Below are 16,041 nucleotides of genomic sequence, written 5' to 3' on the forward strand. Positions count from 1 at the left end.
CATTCGCCTCTTTTGTCCTGTCGGATGCGGGCGGCAGCGGCTTGCGGTGGACAACCCTTTTCCTTCTGGAGATGGGAGCGTGTCGCCGCCTGTTTCGGCTCCTCGTCCGGAGGAGCCGGTTATCGCGGTTCGGAGACTTCGGGGCGGGTACCCTGCTCTTCCCTCTGTTCCTCCGGCTCTTCCGTCGGCGGAGGCGTCGTGTCCCATCCGCCGCCCAGTGCCTTGTAGAGTTGTACGAGCGCGATGTATTCATCCCGGATGGCATTGCTGAGTCCTATCTGTGCATCGAAATACTGGCGCTGTGCGTCCAGCACGTCGAGGTAGTTGATGACGCCGTTGATGTATTGCAGCCGGGCGAGCTCCACGTATTTGCGCGAGGCCTGTTCGAGATTCCGTTTCAGGACGCACGCTTCGCGGGCGCTGTTGTAGCCCACGATGGCGTCGTTCACCTCCTGAAAGACCGTGAGTACCTTCTTTTCGTACCGTGCGCACTCCTGTTCGTAGGCGTGCTGCTGGGCCCGGTATTTGGCGCGTTTGGCGTTGAATGAGAAGATGGGAGTGGTCAGCGTCCCACTCAGCAGACCGTAGGGGGACTGAAGGATGCTCTGTATGGCGTCGCCTTCGAGTCCGTAGGCTCCCGTGAGGCGTATCCGCGGGAAGCGGTCGGTGTAGGCCATGCCTACCGCGGCGTTGGCCGCTATGAGCGCCTGTTCCGCAGCCCGGACATCCGGGCGCCGGAGCAGTAGTTCGGAAGGCAGTCCCACCGGCAGCTCCTGCGGTAGTTTCATGGCGTTGTCGAGCGACGAACGTTCCACGGGCCCCGGATACCTGCCTGCCAGCAGTGCGATTTCATTCTCTTTGGCGGCCACTTTCCGTTCCAGCTCCGGTACGAGGGTGGCGGTACTCGCAAGTTCTACCTGCGACTGCTGGTAAGAGGTTTCGGAGGTCAGGCCCCCCTCGAAACGTATCTTGGCCTGCCGTACCCCCTCCTGCCGGGTGGCGAGCGTCCGGCGGACAATGGCCAGTTCGTTGTCCAGAGCGGCCAGTTCGTAGTATGCCTGTGCCACTTCCGCAATCAGCGTCATTTGCAGTGCCCGCTGCGCCTCCACCGATTCGAGGTATTCCGCCACTCCCTTGCGGCGTGCCCAGCGGAGATTGCCCCAGAGGTCGAGCTCCCAGCCCAGCGTGAGTTTGGCTCCGAATTCGGGGCTGACGTCGGGATTGTTGCCTCCGTAATTCTCCCACTCCCGTTCGCCGTAGGCCGTCCCTCCTATCTGCGGAAGCATGGCGGCGTTGTCTATCCGGCGCAGTTGGGCAAGTTCCTGTACCCTTTCGGCCGCGATGCGCATATCCTTGTTGTTGGCGAGCGTGGCGGATATGAGATTCCGGAGAGTGGTATCGGAATATACTTCCCACCACCGCATGTCGGCGAACAGCAGCGAATCGTTGTCGGGGGCCGAGTCGGAGAGGCGGTCAGGAAGGTTGAGCTCGGGACTCTGGTATTTTCTGCCGAGTACGCACGACCCCATTGCCGCCGCTACGGCGACGAGCAGCAAGGCCCGGAGGATGTGTTTTACGGTCTGCTTCATGCCCTCTTCTTTTTAAGCCTGTCGGTGAACTTGTGTATCATGACGAAGAAGAACGGTACCAGAACGATACCCACGATGATGGCGACTATCATCCCGAAGAAAACACCCGTGCCGATGTCCTGCCGGCTCGAAGAACCGGGGCCGCTCGCAAGCACGAGGGGTACCATGCCGAGGATGAAGGCCAGCGAGGTCATGAGGATGGGGCGGAAACGGAGCCTTGCGGCGTGTATGGCCGCCGTGGTGACGTTCACGCCGCGCTTGACTTCGGCCTGGGCGAATTCCACGATGAGGATGGCGTTCTTGGCCACGAGGCCCATGAGCATCACCAGGCCAATCTGGAAGTAGGCGTTGTTCTCCAGGCCGCATATCCATACCCCCAGATAGGCGCCGAGGACGGCTACCGGCAGCGAAAGCATGATGGCTATCGGTATCGACCAGCTTTCGTACTGTGCGGCGAGAAAGAGGAATACGAAGACGAACACCAGTCCGAGGATGTAACCCGTCTGACCGCCCGCCTTCTTCTCCTGATAGGAGAGCCCGCTCCAGTCGATGCCGATGTTTTCCGGCAGCTTCTCCCGTGCGATTTCCTCTATCACCTCCATGGCCTGTCCGGAGCTCTGTCCCTGTGCCGCTTCGCCGGTAATGGTGGCCGAGTTGAACATGTTGAACCGCTTGATTACCCCCGGCCCCGTGGTGTAGTAGGCCGTGCCGAGGGCGGTGAGCGGTATCATCACTCCTCCCGTGCCGCGCACGTAGAACATGTTGATATCGTCCTTGTGCGCCCTGTAAGTCCCTTCGGCCTGTATGTAAACGCGGTAGATACGGTTGAACATGTTGAAGTCATTGACGTACACCGACCCGGTAAAGGTCTTCATGGTGGAGAAGACGTCGGCCAGCGGGACGCCCGACAGTTTGACCTGGTCGCGGTCCACGTCGAAGTAGAGTTGTGGGATTTCGGGCTGCAGCGAGGAGGATACCTCGTTCAGCCTGCGGTCGCGGGCCGCATAGTAGATGAGGGTGTCCGACGCCTGCCGCAGGTTGTCGAGCGTGGCTTCGCCCCTTGCTTCCAGTACCATTTCAAAACCGCCCGACGTACCGAGCCCCGGGATGACGGGAGGGGTACGGAGCACCACCTTGGCCTCCGGATAGCGCGACAGTTCGCTGCGTACCTCGTCCATGATTTTGTCCAGTTTCCCTTTCTTGCGCTCTTTCCACGGTTTCAGAATGACCGTCAGCTCGCTGCGCGACTGGCTCGTTCCCACTCTGGAACTCGACCCCGCGACGCTCTGCACGTATTCGACGTCGGGACGGGCCATGAGGTAGGCGATGGCGCGGTCGGTCACTTCGCGTGTCCGCTGCAGCGTGGCTCCTTCGGGCAGTTCGAGCTCCACGGTGAAATAGCCCTGGTCCTCTTCGGGGAGGAAGCTGCCCGGCACGGCGTAGTTCAGCAGCCAGATGCCTATCACGATGATACCCAGCCCCGCGAATACACGTTTGGGTACGGTCAGACTCTTTTTAATCATCTTCTCGTAAGTCCGGTTTCCACGGGCGAGGAAGATGTTGATGTATCGGAAGACGATATTCTTTTTACGGCCGTTATCCGGCTTGAGCAGCCGGGCGCACATGGCCGGACTCAACGTGAGGGCCACGACGGTGGAGATGAGTACCGACGCTACGATGGTGACGGTGAACTGGCGGTAGAGCATGCCGGTGATGCCCGAAAGGAAACTCACGGGGACGAATACCGCGCAGAGTACGAGCGAGGTGGTAATCAGCGCTCCGCTGATGCCGTGCATGGCCTCTTTCGTCGCTTCGTAGGCTCCGATTTTCTTCTCCTCCATGATGCGTGTGACGTTCTCCACCACTACGATGGCGTCGTCCACCACGATACCGATGGCGAGGATGAGGCCCAGCAAGGTGAGCATGTTGAGCGAGAAGCCGAATATCAGCATCACGCCGAAGGTACCTATCAGCGAGATGGGGACGGCGATGATGGGGATGAGCGTTGCCCGCCAGCTCTGCAGCGAGAGGAAGACGATGAGGATGACGAGGAAGAGCGCTTCGAAAAGTGCCTTGTAGACCTCGTGGATGGATTCGGAAATGTAGGTGGTGATGTCGAACGGGATGAGGTACGAGATGCCCTCCGGGAAGGAGGCGCTTATCTCTGTCATCGACTCCCGGACGAGCTTGGAGACTTCCATCGCATTCGCACCGGGCAGCAGACGGATATTCATCACGGCCGCATTGCCGCCGTTCAGCCCGCTCTCGGTGTTGTAGCTCTGTGCTTCGAGCGATACGCGGGCCACGTCCTTGAGGCGGATTATCGAACCGTTCGGGTTGGCGCGTACGACGATGTTCTCGAACTCCTCCACGGAAGAGAGCCTGCCCTGCGTGGAGATGGGGATGGAAATATCCACGCCTTCGATGGGCTGCTGGCCGAGCACGCCGGCGGCCGATTCGCGGTTCTGGTCCTTCAGTGCGCTCTGCAGGTCCTGAACGGTTACACCGAAACTGGCCAGCTTGTCGGGCTGTACCCAAATCTGCATGGCGTAGTAGCGGCTGCCCACGTTCGATACGCCGCCCACGCCCGGTATTCTTCGCAGGATGTCCACCACGTTGAGCGTTGCGAAGTTGCTCAGGTATATTTCGTCGAATTTGTCGTCCGAAGAGAGCAGGCAGACGGTCATGAGTTGGTTGGAGGCCTGTTTCTCGACGCTGATGCCGTTCTGCACCACTTCGGCGGGGAGGCGGGCCTCCGCCTGTTTCACGCGGTTCTGTATCTCCACGGCCGCGAGGTCGGGATTGACCGATATGTCGAACGTCACCGTGGCACTGAAACTGCCGGTATTCGTGCTGCTCGATTCCATGTAGAGCATGCCGGGCGTACCGTTGAGTTCCTGTTCGATGGGCGTCGCCACGGCCTGGCTGACGGTGAGTGCGCTGGCACCGGGATAGCTCGCGCTCACCTTGACCGTCGGCGGTGTGATTTGCGGATACTGGTCGATGGGGAGCATCGTGAGCCCGATGAAGCCCACGATGACGATGACGATGGAGATGACCGCCGAGAAAACCGGTCTGTCTATGAAGAAATCGGCTTTCATGGGCTATTCCTCCGCATTGTTGTCCATGCCCTCCGCGGCGGCTTCCCCGGCGACAGGTTCCACGATTTCGACCGTCATGCCGGGCATCAGTTTGTGATATCCCTCCACGACAATTCGTTCCCCGGGGATGAGCCCGCGCTCCACTATCATCATGTTGTCGGTTTCGGGACCGAGCTCGATGAATCGTCTTTCGGCTACATTGTCGGGTCTGATGACGTAGATGAATGCGCCGCCCTTCTCGATGATGACGGCCTTCGAGGGTACCACCACGGCTCCCTCGCGCACGTCGAGCAGCAGCTTGACCTTGGTGAACTGTCCCGGCAGCAGCACATGGTCGGGATTGGGCATCTCGGCACGTACGGAGAAAGTACCCGTCTGCGGGTCTACCTGCGGGTCGGCGAAATCCACCAGTCCTTCGTAGGGATATACGGAGTCGTCGGCCAACGTGACGGTGATGTAGGGGTTCCATCCGCGTGTCGGGTCCTGATGGCCGAGGTTTACGTTGCGTTCCTTGCTCCGGAGGTAGTCGAGGGCGGTCATGCTGAAGTCCACCCGTACGGTGTCGCTTTTGACGATGGTGGCCAGCAGCGATTTGCCGCCCGGGCCGACGAGTGTGCCGATATCCACGTTGCGTTCGCTGATGTATCCCGAAATAGGCGAGCGTACCGTCGTATAGCCGAGCGCCAGTTCCGCCTGTGCGAGGTCGGCTTCGCTCATGATTACCGCCGACACGGCGCTTTCGTACGAGGCGATGGCATTGTCCAGGTCGAGCTGGCTGGCCGCATTCTGCTCGAAGAGCGGACGGATGCGGTCCAGGTCGCGTTTGGCCTTGAGTTCGAGGGCCTTGTCTTTCTGCAACTGGGCACGTGCGCCATCCACGCGCGCCTTATAGAGTTTCGGGTCTATGACGAAGAGCACCTGGTCTTTCTTGATGTAGGTACCCTCTTCGAAAAGCATCTCTTCGAGGTATCCCTCCACGCGGGCGCGTATCTCGACGAACTGCTGGGCCCGTATCCGGCCTACATATTCGCCGTAAATCTCCATGTCGTCCGTGGTTACGGTCTCCACTACGACGGTCGGATGGACCTCGGGCTGGGGACGTTTACGGAAAATGAAATAGAGGGCTACCGCTATTATTGCCAGTACGACGGCTCCTGCAATGGCCTGGCGTTTCGTGAGTCTGAGTCTCTTCCTTTCCTTTTTTGCCATGGTTGGGCGTGTTTGTTGTTGCCGGTCATCTGACGTCCGGTCGGATTTTAAAACATACAAATATAGGGATTGGGGCGTAATTCCCCTCTTTCCCCCGCTCAAAATCTGTTTTTGCGACCGGGACTGTCCCGTTCCGGCGGGCTTCCTTTCCCGCGGACGGATATGTATCCATCTCTCTTCCAGCGGATATTGGTCAAGAGGAACGGACATCTGCCGTTCGTCGCGATTTTTTGTCGCACCGGGTTTTTCCGCCCTTTCCCGGACCGCAGAAGGGGATATGCCTTGCAGACTAATGATTATAACGTGGGTTCGGGTGCTTTATTTTGCGGGTTGGACGTTATCGGCCGGGGCACAACCTTTTTCCCGGCCGTTCAGCTGTGGCCCTTCTTTCCGAAACGGTCCGATTTCGGAAAAACTCTTCTATCTTTGCCAAATCTTTTGCGGCGGGTAGATGGATTTTGCAGCGATATGGGATGCACCGACAATTTTAAAGGGATAGTTTACGCGATACTTTCGTCTTCGACGTTCGGTTTCGCACCGTTTTTCACGCTGATGCTGATAGGGGGCGGCCTCTCCTCGTTCGAGGTGTTGTTTTACCGTTGGGGCGTCGCTTCGCTGGCACTCGGATGTTTTGGACTCGCCGTGCGGCAGAACTTTCGCATCGGGTGGCGCGACCTCGGGACGGTATGCCTGCTGGGAACGGCCCGGGCCATGACCTCCCTGAGCCTCGTGATAGCCTACCAGAACATAGCTACCGGGGTGGCTTCTTCCATCCACTTCCTCTATCCGCTCGCCGTAGCGTGCGGCATGGCCCTTTTCTTTAGGGAGCGTATCTCGTGGCAGGTCGTCGTGGCGATACTCGTATCGCTGCTGGGTGCCGTCCTGCTTTCGGCGGGCGACCTGAATGCCGGCGGGCGACACGCTTTGGTCGGCATCGGGGCGGCCTGCCTTTCGGTGGTCTGTTACAGCACTTATATCATAGGGGTACGTAAGACCCGTGCCGCCCGGATAGATTCGGCGGCCCTGACGTTTTATGTGACCGCTTTCGGGGCGCTGCTTTTCGGCTGCTGCGGATTGCTGTTCGACGGCGGCATACGCCTCGTCACCGGCTGGAAGATGTGGCTTTGCGTACTGGGCATCGCCCTTCCCGCCACGGCCATCTCCAACATCACCCTCGTGCAGGCCATCAAGTATATCGGGCCGACGACCACGTCGCTTTTCGGCGCCATGGAGCCGCTGACGGCCATGGTTATCGGCATACTCGCTTTCGGAGAGCCGTTTACGTGGATGACTGCCGCAGGAATGGTGCTCGTCATAGCCGCTGTCAGTTGGGTGGTGCTCAACAACGCTTCCGGCAGCGGTGTCCGCAGGCGGGCCGGAGCTGCCGGAGACCGGTAGGGGCACTGTTTCGCTATCCGTTCGGCGGTACCGCGGTAGGACGGACGTTCGGCCTTGTCAGTATCGGTTGCGGCCGTATATCTCTTCGAACGGCTTGCGGACTTTCTGCCGTACCGGGGCATCGGAATAGCCGAGCGTTATCAGCAGCGGTATCCGGCGCTTTTTGTCCACTCCGAGAAGTCGTTTTACCTTGTTTTCGTCGAACCATCCCACCATGCAGGTGCCGAGTCCGAGCGCGGCCGCCTGCAGGCAGAGCTGGTTGGCGGCTATGCCTATGTCCAGCAGCCTGTACTCCTTGTCCTGTATGACGCTTCCGACAGCCGAAAGCATGTTCTGTTTTTCGAGCACGACGGCGATGATGACGGGGGCTTGCCGGACGAATTTGTTCATCCCCATTCCCGCTGCCGCATCGGCGATGCGGTCTCTGAGTTCCGGTTCGTCCACGACGACGAACCTCCATGGCTGGGAGTTGTTGGCCGAGGGCGACAGACGTGCGGTTTCGATGCATTGCATCAGTTTCTCCTCCTCGACGGCCTTTCCCGAATAGCTTCTTACACTCTGGCGTATTCCGGCCAGTTCTGCGAATTTCATCATAGTGTCGTTAAGTTTTCATTTTTGCCGGGCGGCCGAAGGGGCGGCCCGGCTGCCTGCGCTCCTTCGTCCGCGGTGCAGGTAAAGGTAGGGACAATTTTTTAAAAGCGAAATCACTTCGTATTTGCGCCTCCGGTTTTTCGGACCTATAGGGAGAGGTACGCGCGTAACAATCTTTTAACCTCGCCTTAACGCTTCGTTAAAGTCGCCGCGGTTCTTTTGCGGCGTATTATTCAAGAACGATGCAATGAAGAAATTTACGCTATTGGTGATATGGACCGCTTTTTCGTGCTTCGCAGGTTTCGCACAGGAGGATATGCCTGCCCGCGCTTCGTTTCGCAACGGCAAACTGACGTTCGAGACGCGCGACAGGGCGTTCAGACTCTGGTTCGACAACCGCATCTATGTGGATGCGGCCGCCTATCTCCCCTCGGAGGATGTCTCCGGACTGATGTCCAAGCCCAACAAGGACCTCGAGTACGACGACGGGGCGTTCCGTTTCAGCAACGGCATGTCGATACGGCGGGCCCGGTTCGCAGTCAAGGCCACGCTCTATGAGAAATGGTTCGGCGAGCTCGACCTCGATTTCGCGTACAACGAGGTGGAGTTGAAGGATATGTTCATCGGGTACCGTTTTTCTGACCGGGTTTCGGTCAAAGTCGGTCATTTCAAGGAACCAATGAGCATGGAACGCCTGACGAGTTCCAAATATCTCATCAACATGGAGCGTCCGATGGCTGTCGAGGCGTTCGCCGGCGGGCGGCGGCTCGGGGCTGCGGCCACCGCATGGGGGAACCATTGGTGGGTGTCGGGAGGCATCTTCGGTCGGCAGGTGGACATCATCCAGAAGGAGAAGAACCGTGGCGGCGACGGTTACGGCTTTACGGCGCGGGTGGCTTTTTCGCCGCTGGCCGACAGGGACTTGACGCTCCATATCGGCGGTTACGGTACCTGGCGAGTTCCGGAGATGAGCGGCAAAACGGAGCGTTTCGTCGAATTCAGAACCTTCCCGGAGAGCCGCACGGACCGCAGGCGTTTCGTGAGGGCCGAGATATTCAATGTGAAGAGTTACTATACGGTGGGTGCCGAGCTCGCTTTCAGATGGCGCAAGCTGCTCGTCTACGGCGAATACATCTTCACCGAACTCTCCCGCTACGGGCTTTCGGGCGGGGAGCGGATACCGCTGAAGAACGCCTCCTTTAACGGCTGGTATGCCACGGCCTCCTACATGCTGCGCGGCGAACAGCGTCGTTATGCACCCGAAGATGCCGAATTCGGGCCCATGGAGGTGCGTCGGGGCGGGAACCTCGAACTGGCTGTCCGGGCGAGCAACATCAACATGAACGATTTCCATGATGCACGGGCGGTCATTACCGGCGGAGCGGCCACGAGCTATTCCGCGTCGCTGAACTGGTACCCGAACCAGAACGTGCTGATAGGATTGAATTATACCTACATGGACAACGACAAGTATGCCGACGACAAGGGACACATCACTCTCGACGGGAAACCGCTCAGTCAGATGCTTCCTTCGGGGCTCGACTTCAGCATCCTGCAGCTGCGTCTGTTGCTGTCGTTCTGATACGGAAAATTTTATAAACAGACAGATAAGAGCATGAGAAAGATTGTTTTCGCGGCGCTTTGCGCATTCGCGGCGGTGGCGGTATCCTGTAAGAACGACAGGGAGAGCGATGTGAACCCCGGCGATTCGGATATCGACGGGCTCTACATCAATGAAGTGTATTCCTGCAATCCCGACTGGGTGGAGCTTTACAATGCGGGGAATGAGGAGCTGCATATCGGCGGCTTCATCCTGCAGGACGACAAGGGGGCGGAAGAGGAGTACGTCATACCGGAAGGTACGACGATAGGTGCTGGGGAGTTCCTCGTATTGGAGGAGTTCTCGTTCGGCATCAGCTCCTCCAAAGGCGACCGGGTGACGCTGCTCGACGCATCGCGTAACGTGGTGGACGACGTGATGCTTCCCGTAATGGAGGATGGCAGTTCCTATGGGCGCAGGAGCGACGGCGGTTCGGAATTCGCCGCTTTCACTGCGCCTACGAAAGGGCGGAGCAATACGGGCGGCGGCGCCCCCCTTCCGGAACCGGAACCTTCGGATGCGAAGGTGTATATCAACGAGGTGCTGTCGGCTCCCGCGGGCGATGACATGGATTTCATCGAGCTCTATAACGGCGGCGAGGCGGATGCCGATATCGGCGGATTCGTTCTGCAGGACGATAAGGGGGCTGCCGAAGAGTTCGTGATTCCGGCCGGAACGGTCATCCCGGCGGGCGGATTCCTGGTGTACGAACAGGTGTCGCCGGGCCAGGGCGAAAGTTTTACCTTTGGTCTGAGCTCCAAGGGAGACAAGGTGGTGCTGCTCGATTCCGAGCGCAAGGTGGCGGACGAGGTGGATACGCCCGATTTCGGCGATACCAAAGGGGAGTCCTACGCCCGTACCGTCGACGGCGGCGGGGAGTGGCGGATTGCCGCCGTACCGACCAAGGGCTTTTCCAATACGGGCGGAGCGGATGCCTCCCTGAAGGGGGTGCTTGTCATCAACGAGGTTTACACGTATGCCGATGGCAGTGAAAAGGACGACCTCGATTTCATCGAACTCTACAATGCGGGCGGCAGCGACATCGACCTCGGTGGCCTGAAGCTGTGGGAGAGCGGCGGAAGCGCCGAAGCATGGAGTTTCCCCGAAGGCTCCCGCGTTGCGGCGGGCGGCTTCTTCGTGGTGGTCTGCGACAAGGACAACGCGTGGTATGCCGACCCCGTGAACTATCCGGGCTGGGGGCTCAGCAAAGGCCCCGACGAATATGTGACGTTGGCCGATGCCGAGATGAACGAAATAGACTGCGTGGCATGTCCCAGCATGAAACGGGGCGAAAGTTACGGCCGTGTGACCGACGGGGCGCCGGAGTGGCAGATATTCGCCGCCTTTACCAAGGGAACTCCCAACGAGGGCCCTGCCCGGCAGCCCGTGACGAATACGATGGGACTTTGGGTGAACGAGGTGTTCACCAACAACCAGGATACGGCCCAGCTCCCGTGGAACGAGTCGGTGGATTTCATTGAATTCTATAATTCGAGCGATACGGCGATAGACTTCGGCGGATATGTGATAAAGGACGACAAGGGAGCCGATGACGAATCCTATACCGTTCCGGCCGGGACGGTCATTCCGGCGGGCGGGTTCCTTACCTACGACGTCTGCAAGAAGAATGCGGAGGGACCTTCATTCGGACTCGGCAAGAGCGGTGACTGGGTGTTCGTCTATGACCCTGCGGGCGTGCTGGTGGCCGAGTTGGAGATACCCGCTTTTGCAGACGATGAGGTGATGTCGTACGGGCGCATGCCCGACGGAGGCGATGTGTTGCGGAAGATGGAGCCTACCAAGAATAGCAGCAACGGCGGGGAGGTGCATCCGGAGGTGGCCGTGGTGATTAACGAGATACTGACCAACGGTTCGCAGGACGAGGACTGGGTGGAGTTCTATAACGGAGGCAGCGCCGATGCCGACCTGGAGGGGTATGTGCTCTATGACGACGGCGGTGTCGAAAAGGCCTTCACCTTCCCGGCCGGAACGGTGGTTCCGGCCGGCGGTTATCTGGTGATGGTGGCCAAGGAGGAGGGGTCGTTCGATTTCGGGCTCGGCAAGAAGGGCGATGCGCTGACGCTGCTCGACGCTTCGGGGGCGGTGACCGACGAGGTGGAGATACCGGCGCTCGACGATGACGAGACATACGGTCGCCGTACGGACGGCGCGGCGGAGTGGACGGTGTTCGGCACCTCCACCCGCGGGGCTTCCAATGCGGGCGGCACGGTCCGGGAGTGACCGGAAAAAGAGGCGTAGGACTTGTCTGCAGCCGGGCGGAGCAGTCCGGTCGGACTGCAGACGGTCTTACATAGGAACAGCGGATACAGGGGATTTTTCAGACAGGCAGGTCGCAGGGCCTGTCCCAAATTGAAAACGTATGAAAACGGTTGTTGCAGACAAGCGAATGTTCGGGGCGGTTGCGGCCGCTGCGCTGTGCTGGGGGTGTGGGAGCGCTGCCTCCTCCCTGCCCGAACGGGTGGCGGTACCTTTTGAAACGGTATGTCCGCAGGCGGACGGAACACCTGTCTTTATTGGCGGGTACGGCTCGGCAATGGGTTACGATGCGGCCGATTCCTGTTTTTGGCTCCTGACCGACCGGGGACCCAACGTGGACGGGCCGACGCCGGAGAGCAAGGTTTTCGCACTGCCGGAGTTCGCTCCGCGGGTGGGAAAGTTCCGGCTTTCGGGCGATTCACTCGAGGCGGTCGGAACGGTGCCGCTTCGGGATGCTGCCGGAAACCTTTTCAGCGGACTGCCTGCCGCCGGCGGTGACGGCAGTACGGGAGAGGTGGGGTATGACCTTGCCGGAGAGGCGGTATGCGACAGCCTGCGACGCGGTCTCGATACCGAAGGGCTCGCACTGGCGGGCGACGGTACGTTTTGGGTGAGCGACGAGTACGGCCCTTACCTGCTCCGTTTCGACGGCGAGGGGAGGCTGCTTGAGGAGTACAGCCCCTTCAACGGGGGATTGCCCGAAGTGCTGGCCCGTCGCCGGCCCAACCGCGGCATGGAGGGGCTCGCCTACGATGCCGGAGCGGACATGCTCTTCGGCATCATGCAGTCGCCGCTCTACAATCCGGACGCCTCCACGAAAGATACTGCGGTGTTCTGCCGTATCGTGGCGCTCCGTCCCACCGACGGCCGGACGGCGCAGTATCTCTATCCGCTCGAGGACCCCGGTAATGTGGTGAGCGAACTCTGCGTGCTCGGCGGCGGAGATTTGCTCGTGCTGGAGCGCGATGCGGAGTTTCCTGCAGAGGGGCGCGGTTTCAAGAAGGTTTTCCGTATTGACCTCTCGCAGGCTTCCGATATCTCTCCGCTGGACGGATACATGGCCGTCGATACCCTTGCGCCCGGCCGGCTGGCCGGGTATGGCCTCAGGGCCGTGGAGAAGGAGCTTTTTTGCGACATCCTCGCCGCAGCGCCCGGTTATCCCCACGACAAGCCGGAGGGGATGTGCCTCCTCGGAGACGGAACCCTTTGCGTAGTGAACGACGATGATTTCGGGATAAACGCCCCGGAGGTTCCGGACGGGCGTATCGTTTCCAAACGGATTCCCGGAACCTCGGATCGGGATGTCGGCGAGATTTGGTTTGTGGCGCCCGCTTTGCGGACGATGTGAGCGAGCATGGATTTTGTAGCTTTGTGTTGTTGGATTCTTGGCCCTGTCACTGTCCGTGACGGACGGTCGGGCCCCATGTCGTTTCCGCAGGAATTTTCTGCGGAAACTTCATTTTTATGGGGTTTGCGGGGCGGAGGAGGAGATGTGCCGCCCGGCCATCGTATCGGGAAAATTAAATATATATTATTATTGGCCGCTTTTTTCTACCTTTGTACATTCTGCTATTGTTTTATGGCCTGTCGGTGCGGGGTTGCCGGCGGGTGCGAAAGTTAAGGAACGATTGTGCCGATGGACGGTAAGAAGAGACGGAAAATAGGGATTCCCGCGATTGTGGCGGTTCTCTCCATGTGTCTTGCGGCAGGCTGTTCCGCCGGCATGGGCAACGGTTGCGGAGAGGAGGTGCTCCGGCGGGTATATGTCCGTGCCGTGCAGGAGGGAGAAGTACCCGAACCGGTGTCGCGAACCTTTATCGGGGGCGAGGCATTGGACCGGTGCTTCTGGTCGGAACGGGATACGATAGGGGTCTATTACCGGTCGGCGGACGACGCCGGAAGTCCGGTCGGCCGGGCATTCGGCTGTTATAGGGCCTATCCCGGCGAGGCGCTTTTCGCAGCGGAGATGCCTGCGATGGCGGAAGGGGAGTACAGCTATTACGGAGCCTATCCCCTGCCGGAGCGTATGGACGGTACGTCCGTGACCTGGCATCTGCCCGCCGTACAGTCCGGCCGCTATCGGGGCTATTCGGAAAATTTCGATTTCATGCTTGCCGAACCCGTTCGGGGGCAGGCGCTTACTTCGGAGGCGGAGGAGCTCTCCATGAATTTCATCCATCAATGTCATGTCATGCGCATACAGATACCGGAAGGACGTAACCTGTGGGGGGTGGGTGTCCGGAAGTTGCGTGTCGAGTTTCCGCGCGATGTGGTAGGGACGATGACGGCGGATATGGCCGCTCCGACGGCTCCTCCCGTGCTGACGGAGGGCAGTGCGACCGTGACGGCCGTCCTTTCGGAACCGTTGCACGAGTCGGAGGAGGATTCGCCGGACGGAGCGTATGTGTGGCTTTTCCTTTGTCCGGGGCAGGTTTCCGGTACGGTGCGGTTCACCGCCTACGACGCCAACGGCTATCAGTCGGGTTCGCTGGAGGTGGAGATGGACAGGATGCTGGAGGCGGGACGTATCACGCCCGTCAATCTGACCGTGCCGCAGGAGCTGCCGGTGGCGTGGATAGACCTCTCCGTTACGGGCAACAACCTCGGTGAAGAGCCCGAACGTTTTACGGTTAGGGCGCCGGAGGGGGCGAAGTTCCGTAACGGGACGGATACGTGCAGTTTCGAAATCAATTCGCAGAACAGCTACCGGCTCTGCTATTACGACCGGTACGACGGTATAGACAACGGTGCATTGATGAAGAACGGGGAGTTTACGTTCACTTACGAATCGGCCAGTGCCATAGTATCGGAGAGACGGACCGTCGCTCCTTTCCCCGAGGCGGGCGGCACACCGGTCGGGCTTACGGTTCCGTACCTGTTTTACGAGGATTTCAGCGGAGCAGCCGGCGGAGAGGACGATTCGACGGTGGAGCTGGATGGTTACAGCCTGCCGGATTGGTCGGGTTCGCGTTTCGGGCTGGAGGCGGGAACGGCGGCGAGGATATCGGCCTATCTCGGCTCTTCGGCCATTCTTCCCGACCCGGACAGCGGCGACAACAAGCGCGGCAGGATGGATACGCCGTTGCTTGCGGCTATCAAGGAGGGGGCGACCGTCACCCTCGACGTGTCGTTCGACATCGGCGGTACTTCGCAGAAAGGGACAAATTTCTTCGGCCAGGCGGTCGTCTATTCGCAGTACGAGTTCGGGAGCGATACCCGAACGGGTGCGGTAGCGTACACCAACGGCATCGAAAACACGGTGCTGGCGGCGGAGGATGCGGGTACCGACGGCAGTTATACCTCTCTTCCGTTGCATAAAGAGGGAATAGAGGTGCCCGGCTGCACCAATGCCCACCGGCTCGCATGGAGAACATCTTACCGCATCGAGTACGCGGGGGCGTCGACCATTACGGCTAAGACGGTCTACGTATATATAGATAATATCAGGGTCTCCATCAAACGATAACGATGAAAAAGATTGACGAAATGAAGAGATATTGGGCTGTCGTATGGGTATCCGCAGCGTTGTTCGCCTCTTCCTGCTCGGCAGGCGGGGAGGGTGCGTCCGCGGGCGAAGGCAGCGTGGAATTCGATTGCAGCGTATCGGCTTTCGTGGGAACGCGGGCGGAGACGAGAGAGCTGCCTGCCGAACTCATTCCCGATGCCGGGGCGCTGTCGCTCTCCCTGTCGGGGACCGACGGCGTCGTGGCTTCGTACGAAACCCTGGCCGATTATGACCAACCGCTGCTGGCGGAGGGCAATTATACCGCCTCCTTCACGTATGGCGACCCCGAAGCCGAGGGGGCCGGTGCCGCATGTTTTTCCGGTGAGGAGGCATTTACCATCGTGGCCCGTAAGACCGTGACCGAACCCGTTTCCGTATCGCTGGCGAACTCCGTGTTCACCCTCGTCTTTTCAGACTGGTTCAGAAAGTACTATTCGGAATTCACGGTGAATATCCGTACCGATTCGGGTTTCCGGGCCGGGTTCGTCGGTTCCGCATCCAGTCCTCTGCCGCAGACCGTACCGCAGTTCGTCAAGGCGGGTACCGGGCTTTACATGAGCGGTAGCGCCACGAAGACCAACGGAGTCGAGGTGGCGTTTCCGGAGACGCTTGTCGGAACCACCGCGGCCCGTACATGGCATACGGTGACGGTGGATGCCGGCCAGGTAGGGCAGGCGGGAATCGTGGTGTCGCTCGACGACACGCCCGTGGCCGTGGAGGAGATACCCGTAGAACTGAATCCCGATGCATAAGTAAAACAATGAAAACGAA

10 protein-coding genes are annotated in these 16,041 nt (G+C 59.7%); 6 read left to right on the top strand and 4 right to left on the bottom strand.

The window, feature by feature from the left end:
- Positions 1-119 precede the first annotated feature (119 nt).
- The 3 genes from BQ5361_RS09480 to BQ5361_RS09490 are packed head-to-tail and all read right to left on the bottom strand — an operon-like array spanning position 120 to position 5,899.
- Positions 120-1,589: an efflux transporter outer membrane subunit gene (locus BQ5361_RS09480; RefSeq protein WP_071425030.1), complete on the bottom strand. Its 1,470-nt coding sequence runs from the start codon at positions 1,587-1,589 to the stop codon at positions 120-122.
- Positions 1,586-4,690, bottom strand: coding sequence for an efflux RND transporter permease subunit (locus tag BQ5361_RS09485; protein ID WP_035471180.1), 3,105 nt, complete (start codon positions 4,688-4,690; stop codon positions 1,586-1,588). Before BQ5361_RS09485 ends, BQ5361_RS09480 begins: the two co-directional genes overlap by 4 nt.
- A 3-nt stretch (positions 4,691-4,693) precedes the next feature.
- Positions 4,694-5,899, bottom strand: a complete 1,206-nt coding sequence (locus tag BQ5361_RS09490) for an efflux RND transporter periplasmic adaptor subunit (RefSeq protein ID WP_022064205.1) — start codon at positions 5,897-5,899, stop codon at positions 4,694-4,696.
- A gap of 468 nt (positions 5,900-6,367) precedes the next feature.
- On the opposite strand from BQ5361_RS09490, the gene BQ5361_RS09495 reads away from it, so the two are divergent.
- Positions 6,368-7,297, top strand: coding sequence for a DMT family transporter (locus BQ5361_RS09495; protein ID WP_035471178.1), 930 nt, complete (start codon positions 6,368-6,370; stop codon positions 7,295-7,297).
- 57 nt (positions 7,298-7,354) lie between these two features.
- On the opposite strand, the gene BQ5361_RS09500 is transcribed toward BQ5361_RS09495, so the two are convergent.
- The gene (locus BQ5361_RS09500) at positions 7,355-7,891 is read right to left on the bottom strand and encodes a nitroreductase family protein (RefSeq protein ID WP_317614670.1); all 537 of its coding nucleotides are present in this window, start codon (positions 7,889-7,891) and stop codon (positions 7,355-7,357) included.
- A gap of 244 nt (positions 7,892-8,135) precedes the next feature.
- On the opposite strand from BQ5361_RS09500, the gene BQ5361_RS09505 reads away from it, so the two are divergent.
- The 5 genes from BQ5361_RS09505 (at position 8,136) to BQ5361_RS09525 (ending at position 16,022) form a co-directional block, all read left to right on the top strand.
- The gene (locus BQ5361_RS09505) at positions 8,136-9,470 is read left to right on the top strand and encodes an OprO/OprP family phosphate-selective porin (RefSeq protein WP_035471176.1); all 1,335 of its coding nucleotides are present in this window, start codon (positions 8,136-8,138) and stop codon (positions 9,468-9,470) included.
- Positions 9,471-9,503: 33 nt separating this feature from the next.
- Positions 9,504-11,729, top strand: a complete 2,226-nt coding sequence (locus BQ5361_RS09510) for a lamin tail domain-containing protein (protein WP_035471174.1) — start codon at positions 9,504-9,506, stop codon at positions 11,727-11,729.
- A 139-nt stretch (positions 11,730-11,868) separates the two neighbouring features.
- Positions 11,869-13,113 carry an esterase-like activity of phytase family protein gene (locus BQ5361_RS09515; RefSeq protein ID WP_081976746.1) on the top strand — a complete coding sequence of 415 codons (1,245 nt, stop codon included), beginning with the start codon at positions 11,869-11,871 and terminating at the stop codon, positions 13,111-13,113.
- Positions 13,114-13,401: 288 nt separating this feature from the next.
- Positions 13,402-15,231 (top strand): hypothetical protein, encoded by a 1,830-nt coding sequence (locus BQ5361_RS09520; protein ID WP_035471172.1) that lies wholly within the window; start codon positions 13,402-13,404, stop codon positions 15,229-15,231.
- 20 nt (positions 15,232-15,251) lie between these two features.
- Entirely contained in the window at positions 15,252-16,022 is a 771-nt protein-coding gene (locus BQ5361_RS09525; protein WP_022064212.1) for a DUF4493 domain-containing protein, read from the top strand.
- Positions 16,023-16,041: the final 19 nt, after the last annotated feature.

Source organism: Tidjanibacter massiliensis, assembly GCF_900104605.1.
In the GTDB taxonomy this organism is placed as follows: domain Bacteria; phylum Bacteroidota; class Bacteroidia; order Bacteroidales; family Rikenellaceae; genus Tidjanibacter; species Tidjanibacter inops.